Origin of the sequence: Streptomyces sp. NPDC057424, assembly GCF_042803315.1 — a bacterium.
GTDB lineage: Bacteria > Actinomycetota > Actinomycetes > Streptomycetales > Streptomycetaceae > Streptomyces.
In genome coordinates this window covers 90,901-110,758 of sequence record NZ_JBHVCP010000013.1, presented here as the reverse complement: position 1 = coordinate 110,758, position 19,858 = coordinate 90,901, and the positions used below count along the sequence as shown (strand labels likewise).

Here is a 19,858-nt window from a genome sequence, read left to right as displayed (position 1 = left end):
GCTACCAGGTATTAGTCAGGAGTGCTTCACGGTTCGAGGTGTGGAGTGCTCCGTGACGGGCTTCACGGCGCTGCGCGGTCGGCTCGGCTCGGGAGAGGGTGAGCGGCAGGGGTAGCGGCGGGGCGGCCCGGGTACCCGGGTGGTCCTGACTTCGGGAGGAGGCGGAACACCGTGACCGGGACCATGGATCATCGGGCCGTGCGCGACGAGCGCCACTCCGTGGGCGAGCTCGTCGGGCAGGCCACCGAACAGCTCTCCACGCTCATGCGGCAGGAAGTGGCGCTCGCCAAGGAAGAGCTGGCCGAGAAGGGGCGGCGTGCGGGGCGCGGCGGCGGGCTGCTCGGGGCGGCGGGTGCCGTCGCGTACGCCGGGCTGCTCGTGCTGTCCGGCGCGGGCGTCGCCGCGCTCTCGCTGGTCCTGCCGGTGTGGGCCGCGGCGCTGATCGTGACCGGAGTGCTGTTCGTGATCGCGGCCGTGCTGGCGGCGACCGGGCGGGGGCAGCTGCGGAGGGCCGCGCCGCCCACGCCTGAGCGGGCTCTCGGCAGTGTCAGGGCGGACGTGGAAGCAATCAAGGAGAGGGCGCATCGATGACGGAAGCGACGGGCGGGGCGAAGGGGCCCGACGAGCTGCGCCGGCAGATCGAGCGGACCCGCGGTGAACTCGGCAACACGGTGGAGGAGTTGGCGGGGAAGGCGGATGTGAAGGGCCGGGCCCGGGCGCGGGCGGCCGATCTGCGGGACAAGGCCGGGGCGATGACGGTGCAGTTGCGGAGCAGTGCCGCGCAGGCGGGGCACACCGTGCACGACAGGGCGACGCATACGGGACCTCGTCCGGTGCGCACCGCTGTCCAGGCCGGGATGCGGCACCCGAAGCCGGTGCTGGTGGCCGGGGCGGCGGGCGCCGTGGTGGCTGTCGGGGTGTTGCGGTGGAGGCATGCGCACGGGCATCGCTGAGCGGGGTGCTTGCGGCCCTCCGGGGGGCGGGTCTTCGCCTCTGCGCCGGGTGGTGGCTCGGGGCCGCATCGGGGGTGCCCGTCCTCGGAACGGCACGATGGGGTCGCTTGCCGACTGACGGTTCGCTGACGCGCCAACCGCTGCGGGCGGACACCCCCGGCACGGCCCCACGCCGTACGCGGATGCGGGCGTTTCGTGGCTTGCGCCCGCGGCGGCGGGATCCCGCTCCGCCGGGTAGTGGACCTACCGCGGCAGCGCCGCGTCGTATCCGCTTGACCTCAAGCTTGGTCGAGGTTGAAGGCTGGGGTGTGTTCGCGACCGGCGCTACGACTGGAGTGTTCATGAGCCGTCGAACCGAGCAGCACCCCGACCTCACCGACCCCCGCATCGGTGCCCCCTTCTTCAGCACATGGCGGGTGGGCACTCCCGAGCGGCAGCGGCAGACCCTGGAGGCGATCGGGAGGGCCTGGGAGCGGCGGCCCTGGCCCGCCAGGGATCTGCTGGGGTATCACGTGTACGCGGGGCACGACGGGTCCGGCCTGATGCACTACTCGCAGTGGACCGGCGAGCAGGCCTTCGCGTCCTTCGTCAAGGTGCACCGGCAGGAGCGCGTCGACGAGATCGACACCGCCGTGCCGGGGATCGAGCGGGTCGGGCTGGGGCGGTACCGGCGGTACCGGAGCCGGGAGCGCGCTGCCGGGGACGCCCGGGTGCCGGGCCTGATCGTCACCGTGCGGGTCGACTTCGAGGCCGGGGCCAAGGAGCGCCGGGAGGAGTGGGCCGATCTCGTGCTGAAAGCGCTGGACGACGATCCCGAGGGACACGCCGGGCTGGTCTCCGCGCACTTCCATCTCAGTACGGACGGCGGGCACGTACTGAACTACGCGGAGTGGGGGAGTGTCGAGGCCTATGACCGGGCGCTGGCCGCCCCGTCGACCGAGGCGTGGGAGCGGGTTCGGACGTATCCCGGGGTCAAGGGGAGCACCGGCAGCCGGTACGAGCACGCTCTGGGGCTGGTGCCGGACTGACCGGCATGCGTGGGGCCGGCCGGGCGGAAGGCCTGGCCGGCCCCACGGGGTGTCACGGGCGGAAACGCAGGACCTGCGGGTCGTGGTCGCTGATCTGGTCGTGGAACTCCGCGTTGACGTGCACGCTGTCGTACTCGAAGTCGCAGCCGCGGCGGATGGACGGGCTGATCAGGATCTGGTCGAGGACCTGGCTGTTGCCCTGGTAGACGTAGGAGTAACGCTCGCTCCTGGGCAGCGACTTGATCGCCGGCCACAGTTCGCCGCGGCCCTCGAGGAGCTTCGTGGTCCGCGAGAACTCGAAGTCGTTGATGTCGCCGAGGGTGACGACGTCCGCGTTCTTCTGGGTGTCGAGGATGTCCTTGACGAAGGCGTTCACCACGGTGGCCTGCTGGTGGCGCTGCGTCTCGGAGCTGCGGGACGGCGGCTGGTACTGGGCGGTCAGGCTCTGGTCGCCGCCCTTGGAGCCGAAGTGGTTGGCGATCACGAAGACCGTGCGGCCGCGGAAGACGAACTCACCGGCCAGCGGCTTGCGGCTGTTCCTCCAGGCCTCGTCGGCGGGGGCGATACGGCCGGGGCTGAGCGTCAGGTGCGCCTTGCCGCGGATCTTCGTCACGCCGGTCGCCGTGGTGGCGTCGCCGCCCGCGCGATCGGCGAAGGAGACCCGCTCCGGGTTGAACAGGAACGCCTGGCGGATGTTGCCGCCCGGCTGGCCGCCGTCGGTGCCGTCGGCCGGGTCGATCGCGCGCCATTCGTACGTCGGGCCGCCGGCCGCGACGATCGCGTCGATCAGCTTGGTCAGCGTCTGGTCGGCGGCGACCGTGCCGTCGTTCTGCGCGCCGTTGTTGTCCTGGATCTCCTCCAGGGACACGATGTCCGGCGACTTCAGGTTGTTCACGATCGCGGAGGCGTGGGCGGCGAACGTGTCGTCCGTCGGGTCGAGGTTCTCGACGTTGTAGGTGGCGACCGCGAGTTCGGAGGAGCGCTGCTTGCGGGTCGTCTCGCGCTCCAGGCCCGCACTCTTCAGCGTGCCGAGTTCGCTCGCGACCAGGGTGTAGCCACCGAACTGGTTGTAGTCCAGGGGGCCGGCGGTGGTGCCGGTGAGGGTGTCACCCACGTTCGCCTTCGGGAAGTCCGCCGTCGCGCCGAGGGACTGGATCTGGAGGCGGCCCGTGTTCTGGGCGTCGTAGGAGCCGTAGACCGTGCCGCCGCGGCGGTTGCGGTTCTCGTACGGCTTCACCGTCACCCAGAGCTCGGTGTACGGGTCGGTGGCGCCGACGACGCGGGTGTCGGTGACCCGGACGGACATGCCCTCCAGTGCCTCGTAGTAGTCCAGGGCGTACTTCGAGGGCTTGAGGGGAAGCGCGTTGATCGAGCCGTTCGCGGCGGTGTCGCCCGTGGGCGTGTAGGCGGCGGGGACCGAGCGCGAGGTGATCGCCGTGGCGGCGGGGAGCGCGTTGCCGCTGGAGACGACCGTGGTCGTCGGCTTGGTGATCTCCGTCAGCGACTGGTTGCCGGAAGCCGTGCCGCCGGGGACGTACTCGGAGATCGTGCCGCTGACCGTGACGGAGTCACCGACGGCGACGCCCTTCGGGGCGGAGCCGGTGAAGACGAAGACGCCCTCGCTGGTCGCCGCGTCGGCGTCCGGGTTCGGGTCCTGGATCCAGAAGCCGCGGGACGAGCCGTAGGTCCGGATGCCGGTGACGATTCCGGCCACGTCCGTGACCTGCTTGCCGGCGTACGGGGATATCCGGGTGTTTCCCTGGATGTCGTGGATGCGGACCGACTCCGCGTGCGCGGGGCTGGTGAGGACGATCGTGGATGCCGCGGAGCACGCGGCGGCGACGGTGAGCGCGGCGAGACGCGCGGACGACTTGCTGGGCAACGGGATTCCCTCCGGGGACGTGACAGGGCGCCGGGACGAGGGCGGAAGCGTGAGGAATGGCTGGCTGCCGCTCCCTGTGGGGCGGGTGCGGTGACGCGCGTAGACAGCGAGGGACGGGTGGACCTGGTGGGGCCGGCCCGGTGAACAAGTGTCCGCCGACTTCTACGCGCGTCAATCTCCAGCCTGGTCAGGCCACTTGTCAAGGTTTCGGCCATGTACGCCGGCTGACGGGGAGGTGAAGTGGGCGGCATGGGTGGAAATCCGTCTAGGCTGAGCGGCTGAGTCGTATGAGGCGCCCTAGGAGAAACAGCCGATGTCAGACAGCTCCCCCCTGCCGCCGGTGCGGCTGCACCCCGAAGCGGAGCTGGCGCGCGACGCACTGTCCACGCCGTTGCTGTCCCGGGCCGCCCGGCTCGCCCGCTGGGCCGGGCCGGACACCCGCGTCGACGCCGGGGGAGGGCTCGTCGACGAGCAGCTGCCCGCGGCCGTCGAGGCGCTCGGGCTGAGCGGGGACGACGCCGCCGCCGACGCGAGCGAGGCGTGGCGGGTCGCCGTCGACGCCGGGCTCGTCGAGGTCGTCGACGAGGCGGAGGGCACCGTGACGGCCGGTGAGGATCTGGCCCTGCTCACCGGTGGCTCACCGCAGGAGGTGCTCACCGTGTGGCTCGCCGCCCTGGAGACCGTGCTCGCCGACGCGAGCGTGCCCGACCTGGACGGGCTCGTGGACGAGGACGGGGAGGTCGACCTCTCCGCCCTCGACTGGGACCCCGAGGGCGAGGCCGAGTTCCTCGACGGCGTGCTCGGCAACCTCTACCTGCTGACCGCCGGTGAGGACACACCCGGCGGTGCTCCGGTGCCGCTGCCGGCGCTGGCCGCCTCGGTGATCGTGCCCAGCGACATGAGCGAGCCCACCAACGACGTCCTGGAGCAGGTCTCCGACGCGATGATGCGGCTGGACGACCAGTTCCGGATGCTGGAGCCGGTGGGCTTCGTCGCGTACCAGCCCGTGGACGAGGCGCTCATGGCCGACGCCGACGAGGAGCCCGCGGCACCCGTCGACGACACCGACGTCTCCCGGTACGGCATGGTCCGGCTCACCCCGCTCGGCCTGTACGGCATGCGCACGCGGCTGATGGAGGCCGGGTACGAGGCGCCGGCCGTCGGGGACCTCGCGGACAAGGGGGCCGACGCGCTGCTCGACGGCACGGCGGAGTTCCCGCCCGGTGCCGCGCAGGCTGAGACCGAGCAGTGGCTTGAGCGGCGGGAATCGCTCGCCGCCGCACGGGAGTTGCTGGCCGCGGCCCGGGGGTCGGATGCCGGGGCGCCGTTGCGGCGGCTGCGGTGCCAGCAGGCCCTGTCGCTCGTCGGTGCCTCGGCCGAACCCGCCTTGCGGGAGGTGCTCGACGACGCCGAGCTGGGCGGGCTCGCGCGGGTGTGGCTGACCGAACACGGTGCGGTGGACGTGCCCGCGCCGTCCGAGGCGATGGTGTACTGGCTGACCATCGACACGGTGGCCGCACAGCTCGCGGCGGAGGGGAACTCCGAGGAGCTGCGGGCGCTGGTGGAGGGGCTCGCGCAGCAGCACGGTGGGTTCTTCGCGGCTGTGTGGCGCGTCGATCATCCGGCCACGGCCGATGTGCTGGAGGCGATGGGGCGGTTGCATCCCGACAAGAAGGTGGCGAAGGAGGCCCGGAAGGCTGCGTTCAAGGCGCGATCGCAACAGGGCGGTTGATCCCGTTGTGCGTGCGGCGGTGCTGTGGCTGGACGCGTAGTTCCCCGCGTCCCTTTGGGCGGCGTTCAACTCGCGTTCACAGGTGAGCGGGACGGTGTTGCCGAATGAGGTCCGCCACCCTCCTCGGCCTTCTCACCGTCACAGGAGACACCATGTCGCTCACCCGTAGGGACTTCGCCAGAAACTCCGCGATCACCGGTGCCGGTGTCGCGCTGGCGGGCAGTGTCGGCGCCCTCGCCACCGCACCGAACGCCCTCGCGTCCTACGACACCGACATCGCGGGGGACGAGGCGGCGGACGCCCGGCACGGAGTCGGCTACGGGCCGCTCGTCCCCGACCCCGAGGGCATCCTCGCCCTGCCCGCCGGCTTCACGTACCGGATCATCACGTACAGCGGCAGGACGAAGCTGGAGTCCGGTGAGTTCACGCCGTCCAACCACGACGGCACCGCCGCCTTCGACGGCCCCCGCGGCACCACCCTGCTCGTCAACAACCACGAGCTGAAGGGCCCGCGCGCCAACTGGAAGTACCCGGTGCCGCTCACCGAGGGCCTCGTCTACGACCCGGCCGCCGCCGGCGGCTGCACGGTCGTCGAGATACGCCCCGACGGACGCGTCGCCGAGTGGGTGGGCATCGCCGGCACCTCCACCAACTGCGCCGGCGGCAGCACCCCGTGGGGCACCTGGCTCACCTGCGAGGAGAACTCCGACAGGGCGGGGGTCAACGGCATGACCAAGGACCACGGCTATGTCTTCGAGGTCGACCCCTGCGACCGGCGCGCCAACCGCGGCCCCAAGCCGCTGAAGTTCTTCGGCCGCTACGACCACGAGGCCGTCGTCATCGACCCCGGGCGCGGCCACGCCTACCTCACCGAGGACGACGACGAGCCCAACGGCCTCTTCTACCGCTGGGTCCCGCCCAGGGGCTTCGCATACGGCCCCGGCACGTTCCGCGAGCTCGCCGACGACGCCGGTGTCCTCCAGGCGCCCAAGTGCTTCGACTCCGGCGGCACGTTCGTCGACGACCTGTCCCGCGCCACGAAGACCGGCACGGTCTACGGCGTCGACTGGGTGGACGTCCCCGACCGCGACGCCCGCACCACCCCCGTGCGCAAGCAGTTCGGCGACGGCGAGGTCACCCGCGCCCGCAAGCTGGAGGGCATGTGGTGGGGCGACGGCGGCGCCTACATCGTCTCCTCGTACGCCCGTGAGGAGAGCCCGGGCCGGCACGACGGCCAGGTCTGGTTCTACGACCCCAAGCGCCGGACGCTGACACTCAAGGTCCTGCTCGGCGTGAACCCCGACCCGGCCAGGGACGGCGCGTTCGACGGCCCCGACAACATCACCGTCTCCCCGTACGGCGGCATCGTCCTGGCCGAGGACGGCGAGGGCGTCTCGCACCTCTTCGGCGCCACCGAGAGCGGCCGCACGTACCCGATCGCCCGGAACGACCTGAACGTCGGCACCGAAGAGGAGCCCGAGTACAGCGAGTTCGCCGGTGTCACCTTCTCACCCGACGGCAGGACCCTTTACGCCGGCATCCAGGACCCGGGCATCCTGCTCGCCATCACCGGCCCCTGGAAGCGCCAGAAGCGGAAGTGATGCGCTCGCGGTTGTGGGTGATGGCGGGGCGTCCGTCCGGTTGCCCTCCCGGCGACGTGCGGGCGGATGCCCGCGCTTGGCGGGGGCAGGTGCCGGGCGCGCTGGGCACTCCGGTGCCCCCCGGCGGGATCGTGGCCGGTGCTCCCGATCGATTGCCCTTCCGCGGGGCGCCGGCCGGCCGCGCTTGCGGAGGGCCCCCGTCCGGCTGCCCCTGCCGGGCAGGCTCGGGCGCCGGATACAGTGCTGAACGTGTGGACGGACAACCAGCGCGCGGAGCCGAGTGCCGAGAGACCCGACGGTGCCCGGCGCCGGGCCACGATCCACGACGTCGCACGACTGGCGGGGGTGTCACGCCAGACGGTCTCCCGGGCGGTCAACGACAAGGGTGAGATCGACCCCGGCACCAAGGAGCGGGTCCTGGAGGCGGCGCGGCTCCTGGACTACCGGCCCAGCCGGTTCGCGCGCGGACTCGTTCAGAAGGGGGCCGTGACCGCGGGCCTGGTCATCCCGGACCTGCGGAATCCGTTTTTCCCGGAGGTCGCCGCCGGGGTGCTGGAGGCGGCCGAGCAGCGCGGCTGGCAGGTCGTCGTGTGGGACTCCCGGATCGACGAGGCCAGGGAACGGGAGGCGCTCGACGTGCTCTCCCATCAGGCGGACGCCGTCGTGGGCTACTTCAAGGACCCGGACGACGTGCTCACCCGGCACCTGGGAGGCGTACCGCTGGTGCTGCTGGAGCGCGGCCCGCAGCAGACCCGGTTCGCTGCCGTGGGCATCGACGCCGCCAGCGGCGTCGAGGAGGGCATGCATCATCTGTTCCGCGCGGGACACCGCAGGATCGGCATGCTGGACGGCGTGCACGGACCCGGCCCCCGCAGACAGGCCTTTCTGGAACAGACACGGCGGCTCGGCCTGCCGGTCGACGAGGACTGGATCGTGGTGTGTCCCGAGCACAGCGTGGCGGGCGGCGAGGCCGGCATGGACCGGCTGCTGACCGCGCGGCCCGGGATCACCGCGGTCTTCGGGTTCAACGACCTGATCGCGGTCGGGGCGATGCGCACCGCCCGTCGCCGCGGCCGGAGCGTTCCGGGCGACCTGGCCGTACTCGGCTTCGACGGCCTCTCCCTGGGCGAGCTGGTCGAACCAGCCCTGACCACCCTGCACATCGACAAGCGGCAGCTGGGACGGCTGGCCGTGGAGCAGGTGGCGCGGCTGCGCGCGGGCGAGGAGCCGCTGCGGGGCGCGGACGCATGGGTGACCCCCGAACTCCTGGTGCGTGACTCCGCCTGACATTCCGGCGTCCTCAGCCTCTGGTAGCGGAAGGGCTCGCAGGTCCGGACGGCGACATCGATTCCTGATCGTGGTGTTCCTGTCCGGGGCACGGCACGTCCTGCCGGATCCGGCGGCGGGGCGATGAAGAGGCGGGGCCCGGGGGCGGGCCCGCAGTCTCGGTAGAGTGCGCGGAAAGTCCCCGGTTCGTGAGGAGTGGCGCGTGGCGCAGGTCAGGCCCATGCGGGCGGATGCCCGGCGCAACCACGAGCGGTTGCTGACGGTCGCCGCGGAGGCCTTCGCCGAGCACGGGGAAGGCGCGTCGCTCGACGACATCGCCAAGCGTGCCGGGGTCGGCTCCGGCACGCTGTACCGGCATTTCCCGACCCGGCAGGCGCTGCTGGAGGCCGCGTATCTGGACCGTATCGAGGCGATCGCGGCCCGGGCCGGTGTGCTGGCGGACGAACTGCCGCCGGGCGGGGCGCTGAAGGAGTGGCTGTACGAGCTGGGCGCCGGGATGATCCGGATGCGGGGGCTGAAGGCGCTGCTGGGCCCGGCTGTGACGGACTCCGGCTCCCTCGTGAACACGGCCTGCGGCGACGCGGTCAAGACTGCGGCGGCACGGCTGGTCCGGGCGGCGCAGGAAGAGGGCACGCTGCGGGCGGACGTCGAGCCGATCGACGTGCTGCGCCTGGCACACGGGGTGGCGACGGCGTCCGAACTGGCGGACGGGGAGGGCCGGCACATCCGGCGGTATCTGACGCTGCTGATGGACGGGCTGGGGGCGCGGCGCCCCTGAGGTGGTGAGCCGGACGCCGGACGCCCCCTTGGGCAGGGGGCGTCCCCGGAGGCCGGTGGTGGACTACAGCGACTGCGCCGCCGGCTTCACCATTCCCCTCACCGTGCGGGACTTCACGAAGTCGCCCATGGCCGTCATCTCCCACTCGCCGGAGAACTGACGGATCAGCTTGGCCATCATCACGCCGGTCTGCGCCTCGGCGCCGGTGAGGTCGAAGCGGACCAGTTCCTCGCCGGTGGTGCCGTCCAGGAGGCGGCAGTAGGCCTTGGCGACCTCCGTGAACTTCTGGCCGGAGAAGGAGTTGACCGTGAAGACCAGGCCGGTGACCTCCTGGGGGAGGCGGCCGAGGTCGACCATGATGGTCTCGTCGTCCCCGCCGCCCTCACCCGTGAGGTTGTCCCCGGAGTGCTGGATCGCGCCGCCCACGATCTGGAGCTTGCCGAAGTAGCAGCTGTCGATGTGGTTGCGCTGCGGCCCGTAGGCGATGACCGAGGCGTCCAGGTCGATGTCCTTGCCGCGGTACGCCGGCTCCCAGCCGAGGCCCATCCGGACCTGGGAGAGCAGGGGGCGGCCGCCCTTGATCAGGGAGACCGTCTGGTTCTTCTGGAGGCTGACGCGGCCCTTGTCGAGGTTGATCTTCCCGGCGCCGGGCGCGGGCGGGGAAGGCGTGGCAGGGGCGGCCGGGGGCGCGGCGGGGGTGGAGACGGGCGGGGCGGGAGGCTGCACCGGGGCCGGCGGCGGGGTCACCGGCTGGGGCGGGGTCGCCGGCTGCGCCGGGGCGGCGGCCGGCTCCTCCACCGTGACACCGAAGTCCGTGGCGATGCCCGCGAGGCCGTTGGCGTATCCCTGGCCGACGGCGCGGGCCTTCCACTGACCGTTGCGCTGGTAGACCTCCACGATGACCAGGGCCGTCTCGCCGCCGAGCTGCGGCGGCGTGAACGTGGCCAGGACGGAGCCGTCGTCCGCGTTGCGGATGGTGGCCGTCGGCTCGATGCCCTGGAAGGTCTGGCCCGCGGCGTCCGGGCTCGCCGTGACGACGATCTTCTCGATGCCAGGCGGGAGGGCCGCCGTGTCGACCACGATCGCGTCGGGCGCACCGCCGCCGCCCGAGCGGTACGTCACGCCCGGGCCGGACGGCTGGTTGTAGAAGATGAAGTCGTCGTCGGAGCGCACCTTGCCGTCGGCGGTGAGCAGCAGGCCCGATACGTCGAGCCGCACCGGGGCGGCGACGTCCACCGTCACGCGGGCGGCAGACAGAGGGATGTTCGAGCCGGGGGTCATAGCTGTCATGCCGGGTGAACGAGCGAAGCGGTTTTACCGTTCCCTTACCGTGCCGCCGATCGGGTCAGTGACGGTCGAGGGGGCCTCAGCGGCGATTGCGGGGGTGGTCGCGGGCGGTGCGCTCGTTGCCCCGCTTGTAGTTGCCGGTCCAGCGGGCCATGACCAGCTGCGGGTCGGAGGTCTCGGCCTCGGCGAGGAACTGCTCGGCCCGGGGGCCGTTCAGGGTGGTGGCGGGGCGGCCGTGGTGGCTGATGCGGACGGTGCCGCCCGCGTGCTGCTCGTAGCTGAATCCATGAGGTCTTGGCATGCCGTGAGGGTACGAGGCGGGGAGCAGGCGCCCCAGCGAATTTCCCCTGCCCCCGCCCGCACCGGTTCGTTCCCTACGGCACGACCACGATCTTGCGGCCGACACCCGCCGCGAACTGCTCCAGCGCCTGAGGGTACCGCTCCAGCGGGATGCGGTCGCTGATGAAGACCTCCGGGTCGAGGACGCCGTTCGCGAAGAGTTCCGCCGCCCGCTCGAAGCTGTGCAGGACCGCCATCGAACCGGTGATGGTGATCTCCTGGTTGTAGATGCGGTACGGGTCGATCGTCACGCGGGTCGCGTAGTCGGCCACGCCGAACTGGAGGAACGTCCCGGCCTTCGCCACCCGGTCCAGGCCGTCCTGGATCGCCGCCGCGTTGCCGGTCGCGTCGACCACCAGGTCCCAGCCCTGCGGGCGGTCCAGTTCGTCGGGGCCGGCCGCCGACGCCGAGACGCCGAGGCGGCGGGCCGTCTCCAGGCGGGCCGGGTTCACGTCGACGATGTCCACGCTGGCCGCGCCCGTGCGTTTGGCCAGCTCCAGCATCATCAGGCCCATCGTGCCGGAGCCGTAGATCAGCACGTGGGCGCCGAGGCGGGACTGGAGCACGTCGTACCCGCGGACCGCGCAGGACAGCGGCTCCACGAGCGCCGCGTCCTCCGTGCGGACGTGGTCGGGGAGTTTCACGCAGTTCGCCACGGGGGCGACCGCGTACTGCGCCGCGCCTCCGGCTGTCGTGACGCCGATCGCCGCCCAGCGTTCGCAGAGGTTGTTGTGGCCGGTGCGGCAGTAGCGGCACTCGTAGCAGTAGAGGGACGGGTCGACCGCTACCCGGTCGCCCACCGACACCTCCGTGACCTGTGTGCCGACGCCGACCACCTCGCCCGCGAACTCGTGCCCGGGCACGATCGGCAGCTTCGGGGCGAACTCGCCCTGGAGGATGTGCAGATCGGTTCCGCACAGGCCGCACGCCGCGACCTCGACCACGACATCGCGCGGCCCTGGGGTCGGGTCCGGGACCTCGGCGACGACGGCCCTGCCCATGGACTCGATGACGGCGGCCTTCATTTCACGGCTCCCAACGACAGACCCTGGACCAGCTTGTCCTGGGCGGCGAACCCCGCGGCGAGCACCGGCAGGGAGATGACGAGCGACGCGGCGCACACCTTCGCCAGGAACAGGCCCTGGCTGGTGATGAAGCCGGTCAGGAAGACGGGGGCGGTCTCGGCGACCACACCCGTGAGCACCCGGGCGAACAGCAGCTCGTTCCAGCTGAAGATGAAGCAGATCAGAGCCGTCGCCGCGATGCCGGGCAGGGCGATGGGGGCCACCACACGCCACAGGATCGTGGGCAGTCTGGCGCCGTCGATCTGCGCCGCCTCGATGATCGCGGCCGGCACCTCGGAGAGGAACGACTGCATCATCCACACCGCGATCGGCAGGTTCATGGCCGTGTAGAGGATGACCAGGGCCCAGATGTTGTCGAGCAGGCCGGTGTTCTTCGCGAACAGGTAGATCGGCAGCAGGCCCGCCACCAGCGGCAGCATCTTGGTGGACAGGAAGAAGAACATGACGTCGGTCCACTTCCTCACCGGCCGGATGGACAGCGCGTACGCCGCCGGCAGGGCGAGGAGCAGGGTCAGCAGCGTCGAGACCACGGAGGCCGTCATCGAGTTGATGAGCGCGGGCCAGGGGCTGGCGCCCCCGCCGACGCCGAAGAACTCGCGGTAGCCGTCCAGGGTGAGCGAGGCCGCCAGGGAGGGCGGGTTGGTCGCCGCGTCCGCCTCGGAGTGGAGGGAGGTCAGGACCATCCAGAGGAGGGGCAGCACGAACAGGAGGCCGGCCAGCCAGGCGGCCATGCCCAGGGCGGCTCCCTGGAAGCGGCCGCGGCGCGGGGGCCGTCGGGGGGCGGTGGTGGTGACGGTGGTCATCAGCGGGACACCTCCGCGCGGAACAGGGACGACACGACGCGCAGGGCGAAGGTCGCGAGGACGAGCGAGCCGATGACGACGATCACGCCGGCCGCCGAGGCCAGGCCGTTCTCGTGCGCCTGGTAGAAGGTCTGGTAGATGGTGTACGGCAGGTTCGCGGTGCCCAGGCCGCCGGAGGTGATGGTGTACACCGCGTCGAAGTTCTGCACGATGTAGATCGAGCCGAGCAGCACGCTCAGTTCGAGGTAGCGGCGCATGTGCGGCAGTGTGATGTGGACGAAGACCTGCCAGTCGTTCGCGCCGTCCATGCGGGCCGCCTCGAGCAGCTGCGCGTCGCGGCTCTGCAGTCCGGCGAGCAGGATCAGCGTCATGAACGGCGTCCACTGCCAGATCAGCGAGGCCTCGACCGCCATCAGCGGCATCTCGGAGATCCAGTCCGGCTGGGGCGCGCCGTCCCCGCCGATCCAGCTCAGGACGCCGTTGAACAGGCCGTACTCGGGGTTGAACAGCACGTGCTTCCACAGCAGCGCGGCCGCGATCGGCACCAGCAGGAAGGGCGCGATCAGCATGGTGCGCACGGCGGCCCGGCCCCGGAACCTCCGGTCGAGCAGCAGGGCCAGCGCCAGTCCGAGCACCAGGCTGACGAGCACGACCGTGACGGTCAGCAGGACGGTCGTCCCCACCGACCTGCGCAGGTCTGGCGTGCTCAGCACCTCCGCGTAGTTGGCGAAGCCGGCGAAGTGGCGGTCGTCCGGGTACAGCGCGTTCCAGTCGAAGAACGAGATCACCAGGGTCGCCACGAAGGGCAGCTGCGTCACGAGGATCATGAAGATCAGCGCGGGCAGCAGGGGGGCCCGGGTGGCCCACGCCCGCATACGGTTCGGCCGCCGGGCCGTCGGCCGCTGGGGGGCGGCGACCCGGGTGGGGGGAGTCGCGACGGTCATGATCCCTCGTACTTCTTTCCTACGGCCTCGGCGAGTTCCTGTGCCTTCTTCAGCGCGCTGTCCACGGACTGGCGGCCGGCGATGGCGGAGCTGATCTCCTGGGAGACCTTGGTGCCCAGGTCGGTGAACTCGGGGATGCCGACGAACTGGATGCCGGGCGCCGGCCGCGGCTGCACGCCCGGGTCCTCGGGCTCGGCGCTCGCTATGGCGTCCCGGGTGACATCGGCGAAGGCGGCGGCCTCCTTGCGGTACTGCGGGATGTCGTAGGTCGACGCCCGCTTGCCGGCGGGCACGTTGGCCCAGCCGATCTTCTCGCCGACGAGCTTCTCGTAGTCCTTGCCGGAGGCCCAGGAGATGAACTTCCAGGCGTTCTCGGCGTTCTTGGAGGCCTTCTGGATGCCCCAGGCCCAGGTGTAGAGCCAGCCCGAGCTGTCGGTCTTCTCGACCGGCGCCGGGACGTAGCCGATCTTGCCCTTGACCGGGGAGCCGCTCGCCTCCAGGGAGCCGGCCCCGGCCGTGGCGTCGTACCACATGGCGGTCTTTCCCTGGGTCATGTTGTTCAGGCACTCGGCGTAGCCGGCCTGGGCGGCGCCCGCCTCGCCGTGCTCCCGGACCAGGTCGACGTAGAACCGGGTGGCCTCCTTGAACTCCTCGGAGTCCAGCCGCGCCTGCCAGTCCTTGTCGAACCAGGTGCCGCCGAAGGTGTTGACGACCGTGGTCAGCGGGGCCATGACCTCACCCCAGCCGGGCAGGCCGCGCAGACAGATGCCCTTCATGCCGGACTCGGCCGCGTCCACCTGCGCGGAGAGGTCGGCGACCTGCTGCCAGGTGGGTTTGCCGGGCATGGTCAGGCCCGCCTTCTCGAAGACGTCCTTGCGGTACATCAGGAAGGAGGACTCGCCGTAGAAGGGCTCGCCGTAGAGGTTGCCGTCCTCCGCGGTGAGGGCCTGCGTCATCGGGGTGAGGATGTCGTCCTGGTCGAAGGCCTTGTCGTTCTCGACGTACGAGTCCAGGGAGTGGAGCCAGCCGTTCTCGGCGTAGATGGGGATCTCGTAGTTGCTGAGGGTGGCGACGTCGTACTGGCCGGCCTGGTGGGCGAAGTCCTGGCTGATCTTGTCCCGGACGTCGTTCTCCGGCAGGACGGTGAAGTTCACCTTGATGCCGGTGTCCTTGGTGAAGTTGGCGGCGGTGAGCTTCTGCAACTCCACCATCTGCGGGTTGTTCACCATCAGGACGTTGATGGAGTCGCCGCCGGTGGATCCGGACCCGCCGGCGCCCGAGCAGGCGGCGAGTGAGGTGATCAGCGTCCCTACGGCTGCCACGGCGAGGGAGGCGCGTGGCGCGCGTCGGCTCTGGGGTCGCATGGAGTACTCCTGGATATTTGGGTGAAAAAGGGACTGTTGAGGGCAAGAGGTGCTATGAGGGGGTGTCTCGGCTGGTCGTGTCGGCCCTTCGGGTGGGTCTGCCGGGTGCGACGCGTACGTCAGACGCGGATGACCTGGGGTCCCAGCAGTGAGTAGCGGTGGGCCTCGGCCGCGGGGAGCAGGGTGCTCGTCACGATCGCTTCCAGGGCGCCCACCTCCGCGAACCGGCAGAAGCTGACCGCGCCGAACTTGGTGTGCACACCCGCGAACACCGTGCGCCGCGCGGCCCGGATCGCCTGCGCCTTGACCTCGCTGACAGCAGGGTCGGGGGTGGTGAGGCCGTGTTCGCGGGAGATGCCGTTGGCGCCGATGAACGCCAGGTCGACGACGAAACCGGCCAGCATCCTCGTCGTCCAGTGGTCGACGGTGGCGAGGGTGCCGGAGCGGACCCGGCCGCCGAGGAGCAGGACGGAGGCGGTGTCGGTCCCGGCGAGCGCGGCCGCGACGGGCAGGGACGCGGTGACCACGGTCAGCGGCCGGTCCCGGGGGAGTGCCTCGGCGATGAGCTGGGGGGTGAAGCCCTCGTCGACGAAGACCGTCTCGGCGTCCCCGAGCAGCTCGGCCGCGGCGGCCGCGATCCGGCGCTTCTCGGGGACGTGGCTGGTGGCCCGGAAGGCGAGCGTCGTCTCGAAGCCGGCGCTCTCCACGGGGTAGGCGCCGCCGTGGGTGCGGCGGAGCAGGCCGTGGTCCTCGAGGACGCGCAGGTCCCGCCGTACGGTCTCCTTGGCCACGCCCAGTTCGGCGGCGAGGGCGGTGACGTCGACGGAGCCGGCGCGCCGCGCGGCCAGCACGATCTCGCGCTGGCGTTCTTCCGCCGTCCTCGTGCTCATGCCGCCACCTGCCTTCCGCTGCTGCTTGCCCGTTCGGGCCCGATGGGGTCCGTGGGGGAATTTCTACAGCGGGGTCACGGCACTGAACAGGTCTGTTGCGGGTTCGAAACTGCCCGTTTGCGCCCGTTCGACGCGGGGGCGTGTCCGTCGCGGACCTGCGTCAGCGGTGATCGGGGCGTGAGAGCGGGCAGCGACGGTGCCCGAACAGGGGGGCGGGCGGGCCCGTTCGGTGCCCGCCCGCCCTTTCGCGCCGGCTCTTTCCGGTCAGTACGGCCAGATCGGCGGGTCCGTCACGAAGTGGCCGCCGAGGCAGGCGTGCGCCTCGTTGTCCGGGTCCAGCTCCCCTTGCTCGGCGATGAGCTTCCCGGCCCAGGGCTCGGAATCGTCCTGCGGCTCGTAGCCGAGCGCCCGGGCGCTGGTGAGGTCCCACCACAGCCGGGTGTTGGCGGAGGAGCCGTGGACGACGGTGTGGCCGACGCGTTCGGCGGTCAGGGCGGCGTGGAGGAGACGGGCGCCGTCGGCGGGGCTCATCCACACCGAGAGCATGCGCACGCTGGTCGGCTCGGGGAAGCAGGAGCCGATCCGCACCGAGACGGTCTCCAGGCCGTGCTTGTCCCAGTAGAACTGCGCGAGGTCCTCGCCGAAGCACTTGGACAGGCCGTAGAAGGTGTCGGGGCGGCGGGGGGTGTCGACCGGGATCAGGGGGTCGTCGCCCTGGGGGCGCGGGGTGTAGCCGACCGCGTGGTTGGAGGAGGCGAAGACGATCCGGCCGACGCCCTCCTCGCGGGCGGCCTCGTACAGGTGGTAGGTGCCCTCGATGTTCGCCTTGAGGATCTTCTCGAAGGACGCTTCCAGGGAGATGCCCGCGAGGTGGATGATCGCGTCGACACCCCGGACCGCCTCGCGTACGGCGTCCCGGTCGGCCAGGTCGGCGGTGATCGCGCCGGGTTCGCCCTCGACCGGGCGCAGGTCCAGCAGGCGCAGGTCGTAGCCGTAGGCCGGGAGCAGGTCCCGCATCAGGGTGCCGAGGCCGCCGGCGGCGCCGGTGAGCAGGACGGTGCGGGGAGCGGGCATCCTCGGGTCTCCTTGATCGCCAAACGTGCACATGAGCGCACGGCATTCATATGCGTGGACACGCTAAGGAGGTGGGGCGGAGCCCGTCAAGTATGTCGCGGAGCGGGTGAATCCGCAGGTGCGTCGCGGGTGTGCGCGCTTGACCGGCGCCAAGGGGGCGCCTTAGCGTGGAGTTGTTCAGAAATGTAGACGCCAATCATGAATATGGAACCGGGAGAGCTTGTGACGTCAGCCCCTCTCGCCGCTCGACTCAACATCCCCAGCGGGCCGCTGTTCTTCCCGGTCACCGCCTACGGACCCGACGGCTCCGTGGACCTCGACACCTACCGCACACACGTCCGGCGCGGGGTGGAGGCCCATGCCGCCGCCGTGTTCGCCTGCTGCGGCACCGGCGAGTTCCACGCGCTGACGCCCGAGGAGTTCGAGGCCTGCGTACGGGCCGCCGTCGAGGCCGCCGACGGGCGCGTGCCGGTCGTCGCGGGTGCCGGCTATGGCACCGCGCTCGCCGTCCGCTACGCCCGCCTCGCCGAGGCCGCCGGGGCGGACGGGCTGCTCGCCATGCCCCCGTACCTCGTCGTCGCCGGGCAGGAGGGGCTGCTGCGGCACTACCGGGAAATCGCCGCCGCGACGGCTCTGCCGGTCATCGTCTACCAGCGCGACAACGCCGTGTTCACCCCGGAGACGGCCGTCGCACTGGCCCGCACGGACGGGATCATCGGCCTCAAGGACGGCCTCGGCGACCTCGACCTCATGCAGCGCGTCATCAGCGCCGTCCGCTCCGAGGTCCCGGGCGACTTCCTCTACTTCAACGGCCTGCCGACCGCTGAGCAGACCCAGCTCGCCTACCGCGCCCTCGGTGTCACGCTCTACTCGTCCGCCGTGTTCTGCTTCGCGCCGGAGATCGCCCTCACCTTCCACCAGGCACTCCGCGACGGCGACGACCCCGTGGTGGAGAAGCTGCTGGACGGGTTCTACCGCCCGTTCGTCGAACTGCGCGCCCGGGGCCGCGGCTACGCCGTCGCCCTCGTCAAGGCGGGCGTACGGCTGCGCGGACTGGACGTGGGGGAGGTGCGGCCCCCGCTGCACGAGCCGGACGGGGATCATGTCAAGCAGCTCGCCGAAGTGATCGAGCGTGGCTACGCGCTGCTTGAGGAGGCCAAGTGAAGGCGTCGGCATTCGTCTACCCCTGGGACGTCAACGGGGACCCGGAGGCAACCGCAAGGATCGCCGCGCTCGGTGTGGAACAGGTAACGCTCGCCGCCGCCTACCACTCCACGCGCGCGCTCACGCCCCGCCACCCGCGCCACCGCATCGTCACCGCCGAGCACGCCGCCGTGCTGTACCCGGCGGACGACCGCTGGGCCGGGCGCGAGCTGCGCCCCTACGCGGCCGGCGCCTGGGCCCCCGGCGACGCCTTCGGCGAGGCCGCCACCGCGCTCACCCGGGCCGGACTCGAGGTGCACACCTGGGTCGTCCTCGCGCACAACTCCCGCCTGGGCGCCGAGCACCCGGACACCTCGGTCGTCAACGCCTACGGCGACCGCTACCCCTGGGCGCCGTGCATCGCGCAGCCCGCCACGCGCGCGTACCTCACCGACCTGGCCGCCGAGGCGGCCGTCCGGCCCGGGGCGCTCGGCACCGAGCTGGAGTCCCTCGGCTGGTACGGCCTGCAGCATCTGCACGCCCACGACAAGACCGGCGGCATCGGCCTCGGGGATGCCGGGCAGTACCTGATGGCGCTGTGCTTCTGCCCGTCGTGCCGGGAGGGCTACGGCCGGCACGGCCTGGACGCCGACGAGCTGGCCGCCGCCGTACGGACCGCGCTGGAGCCGGTGTGGCAGGGCGCCCCCTCCGACGGAGGGTGGGCGGGTATCGAGAAGCTCCTCGGCGAGGCGCTCGCGCACACCACGCGCGCGTACCGCGACGAAACCGCCCGCACGCTCCAGGAACGGGCCGTCGCGGCCGTCCGGGCGGCGGCGCCCGACGGCTTCCAGGTGCTGCTGCACGCGGACCCGGTGTCGTACCACGTCGGCGCCAACCCCGGTGTCGATCCGGCGCACATCCTGTCCGTCGCGGACGGTGTGGTCGTGCCCTGCGCGGGCGGCACCGGCACGCTGACGCCGTTCGCGCGGCAGGAGCGCGAGGGCGCCGTCATCGCCGCCAACTTCACCGTGGTCTCGGGGATGGGCGGCAGCCCGGGCACCCTCGCCGCCGACGCCGCCGAGGCACGGCGTCTGGGCGCCACCGACCTGCGGCTTTATCACGCAGGGCTGGCGTCCGACGGCGACCTGGAGACGGTCCGCTCCGCCCTCGCCGGCCTCTGACACAGAGCGGCCGCCGTCACCAGCAGGACCACGCCCAGGGCCACCAGCACCAGCCGGTGGTCCACCAGCTCGACCAGGGCCGCTCCGGCGGCCAGCCCGACCACGTTCGGTGTGTACACCAGGGTGTGGGCGGTGGCCGTGACCCGGCCCAGCAGCGCACCCGGCGTCTCACGCTGCACGGACGTCAGCGCGGCGATCAGCACCGCGGGCAGCCCCAGGCCGATCGCCGCGCTGCACACCAGCGCCACCGGGTCGGACGGCACCGCCCGCAGGCCCACCGCGAGCGCCAGCAGGGCGATGCCGGACGCCGCGAAGCGCCGTGCGCCCAGATGGCGCAGGGCAGGGCCGGAGAGCAACCGACCGGCTCGGTGACGGCCTTGACCGGGTCGGCCTGGAGGATGCCGCGGACGCGGTGGAGGACTGGGGCGCCGAGGTCGCGTCCGAACACGGCGCCACAACCGGAGAGCAGCAACTCGGCCACAACCAC

At 71.7% G+C, this 19,858-nt stretch carries 20 protein-coding genes; 10 read left to right on the top strand and 10 right to left on the bottom strand.

The window, feature by feature from the left end:
* Positions 1-171: 171 nt before the first annotated feature.
* The 3 genes from ACFU3E_RS14095 (at position 172) to ACFU3E_RS14085 (ending at position 1,981) form a co-directional block, all read left to right on the top strand.
* Positions 172-591 (top strand): phage holin family protein, encoded by a 420-nt coding sequence (locus ACFU3E_RS14095; RefSeq protein ID WP_384156403.1) that lies wholly within the window; start codon positions 172-174, stop codon positions 589-591.
* Positions 588-953, top strand: a complete 366-nt coding sequence (locus tag ACFU3E_RS14090) for a DUF3618 domain-containing protein (protein WP_384156400.1) — start codon at positions 588-590, stop codon at positions 951-953. The genes ACFU3E_RS14095 and ACFU3E_RS14090 overlap by 4 nt, the downstream gene beginning before the upstream one ends.
* A 341-nt stretch (positions 954-1,294) precedes the next feature.
* Positions 1,295-1,981 carry a hypothetical protein gene (locus ACFU3E_RS14085; protein WP_384156397.1) on the top strand — a complete coding sequence of 229 codons (687 nt, stop codon included), beginning with the start codon at positions 1,295-1,297 and terminating at the stop codon, positions 1,979-1,981.
* 52 nt (positions 1,982-2,033) lie between these two features.
* On the opposite strand, the gene ACFU3E_RS14080 is transcribed toward ACFU3E_RS14085, so the two are convergent.
* Positions 2,034-3,863, bottom strand: coding sequence for an endonuclease/exonuclease/phosphatase family protein (locus ACFU3E_RS14080; RefSeq protein ID WP_384156394.1), 1,830 nt, complete (start codon positions 3,861-3,863; stop codon positions 2,034-2,036).
* A 313-nt stretch (positions 3,864-4,176) separates the two neighbouring features.
* Here ACFU3E_RS14080 and ACFU3E_RS14075 point away from each other — a divergent pair, with 313 nt between their 5' ends.
* The 4 genes from ACFU3E_RS14075 to ACFU3E_RS14060 all read left to right on the top strand — a co-directional run bounded on the left by ACFU3E_RS14075 (position 4,177) and on the right by ACFU3E_RS14060 (position 9,261).
* A complete protein-coding gene (locus tag ACFU3E_RS14075; protein WP_384156391.1) occupies positions 4,177-5,595 on the top strand; it encodes a hypothetical protein in 1,419 nt (472 codons plus the stop codon).
* 152 nt (positions 5,596-5,747) lie between these two features.
* Positions 5,748-7,196 carry an alkaline phosphatase PhoX gene (locus ACFU3E_RS14070; protein WP_384156388.1) on the top strand — a complete coding sequence of 483 codons (1,449 nt, stop codon included), beginning with the start codon at positions 5,748-5,750 and terminating at the stop codon, positions 7,194-7,196.
* Between the two features lie 249 nt (positions 7,197-7,445).
* Positions 7,446-8,483, top strand: a complete 1,038-nt coding sequence (locus ACFU3E_RS14065; protein WP_384156385.1) for a LacI family DNA-binding transcriptional regulator — start codon at positions 7,446-7,448, stop codon at positions 8,481-8,483.
* A gap of 202 nt (positions 8,484-8,685) precedes the next feature.
* Positions 8,686-9,261, top strand: a complete 576-nt coding sequence (locus ACFU3E_RS14060; protein ID WP_384156382.1) for a TetR/AcrR family transcriptional regulator — start codon at positions 8,686-8,688, stop codon at positions 9,259-9,261.
* A gap of 63 nt (positions 9,262-9,324) precedes the next feature.
* On the opposite strand, the gene ACFU3E_RS14055 is transcribed toward ACFU3E_RS14060, so the two are convergent.
* The 8 genes from ACFU3E_RS14055 to ACFU3E_RS14020 all read right to left on the bottom strand — a co-directional run bounded on the left by ACFU3E_RS14055 (position 9,325) and on the right by ACFU3E_RS14020 (position 17,047).
* Positions 9,325-10,542, bottom strand: a complete 1,218-nt coding sequence (locus ACFU3E_RS14055) for a TerD family protein (protein ID WP_384156528.1) — start codon at positions 10,540-10,542, stop codon at positions 9,325-9,327.
* An 85-nt stretch (positions 10,543-10,627) separates the two neighbouring features.
* Complete coding sequence (locus ACFU3E_RS14050; RefSeq protein WP_384156380.1) at positions 10,628-10,849, bottom strand: hypothetical protein; 222 nt, start codon at positions 10,847-10,849, stop codon at positions 10,628-10,630.
* 73 nt (positions 10,850-10,922) lie between these two features.
* Positions 10,923-11,912: a zinc-dependent alcohol dehydrogenase family protein gene (locus ACFU3E_RS14045; RefSeq protein WP_384156376.1), complete on the bottom strand. Its 990-nt coding sequence runs from the start codon at positions 11,910-11,912 to the stop codon at positions 10,923-10,925.
* Positions 11,909-12,775 (bottom strand): carbohydrate ABC transporter permease, encoded by an 867-nt coding sequence (locus ACFU3E_RS14040; protein ID WP_384156373.1) that lies wholly within the window; start codon positions 12,773-12,775, stop codon positions 11,909-11,911. The genes ACFU3E_RS14045 and ACFU3E_RS14040 overlap by 4 nt, the downstream gene beginning before the upstream one ends.
* Positions 12,775-13,719 (bottom strand): carbohydrate ABC transporter permease, encoded by a 945-nt coding sequence (locus tag ACFU3E_RS14035; protein ID WP_384156370.1) that lies wholly within the window; start codon positions 13,717-13,719, stop codon positions 12,775-12,777. The genes ACFU3E_RS14040 and ACFU3E_RS14035 overlap by 1 nt, the downstream gene beginning before the upstream one ends.
* Positions 13,716-15,083, bottom strand: a complete 1,368-nt coding sequence (locus ACFU3E_RS14030; RefSeq protein WP_384156367.1) for an ABC transporter substrate-binding protein — start codon at positions 15,081-15,083, stop codon at positions 13,716-13,718. The genes ACFU3E_RS14035 and ACFU3E_RS14030 overlap by 4 nt, the downstream gene beginning before the upstream one ends.
* Positions 15,084-15,202: 119 nt before the next feature.
* Positions 15,203-15,973 carry a DeoR/GlpR family DNA-binding transcription regulator gene (locus ACFU3E_RS14025; protein WP_384156364.1) on the bottom strand — a complete coding sequence of 257 codons (771 nt, stop codon included), beginning with the start codon at positions 15,971-15,973 and terminating at the stop codon, positions 15,203-15,205.
* A 264-nt stretch (positions 15,974-16,237) separates the two neighbouring features.
* Entirely contained in the window at positions 16,238-17,047 is an 810-nt protein-coding gene (locus tag ACFU3E_RS14020) for an NAD-dependent epimerase/dehydratase family protein (RefSeq protein ID WP_384156361.1), read from the bottom strand.
* Positions 17,048-17,269: 222 nt separating this feature from the next.
* Between ACFU3E_RS14020 and ACFU3E_RS14015 the strand changes: the two genes are divergently transcribed.
* Entirely contained in the window at positions 17,270-18,211 is a 942-nt protein-coding gene (locus ACFU3E_RS14015) for a 5-dehydro-4-deoxyglucarate dehydratase (protein ID WP_384156358.1), read from the top strand.
* Positions 18,208-19,371, top strand: coding sequence for a hypothetical protein (locus tag ACFU3E_RS14010; RefSeq protein WP_384156355.1), 1,164 nt, complete (start codon positions 18,208-18,210; stop codon positions 19,369-19,371). Before ACFU3E_RS14015 ends, ACFU3E_RS14010 begins: the two co-directional genes overlap by 4 nt.
* Here the strand turns inward: ACFU3E_RS14010 and ACFU3E_RS14005 are convergent.
* Positions 19,308-19,727 carry an MFS transporter gene (locus ACFU3E_RS14005; RefSeq protein WP_384156351.1) on the bottom strand — a complete coding sequence of 140 codons (420 nt, stop codon included), beginning with the start codon at positions 19,725-19,727 and terminating at the stop codon, positions 19,308-19,310. The two genes, ACFU3E_RS14010 and ACFU3E_RS14005, sit on opposite strands and share 64 nt — an antisense overlap.
* Here ACFU3E_RS14005 and ACFU3E_RS14000 point away from each other — a divergent pair.
* Positions 19,691-19,858: putative T7SS-secreted protein (locus ACFU3E_RS14000; RefSeq protein ID WP_384156525.1), on the top strand; the 168-nt coding region annotated here is incomplete at its 3' end. The genes ACFU3E_RS14005 and ACFU3E_RS14000 overlap by 37 nt on opposite strands.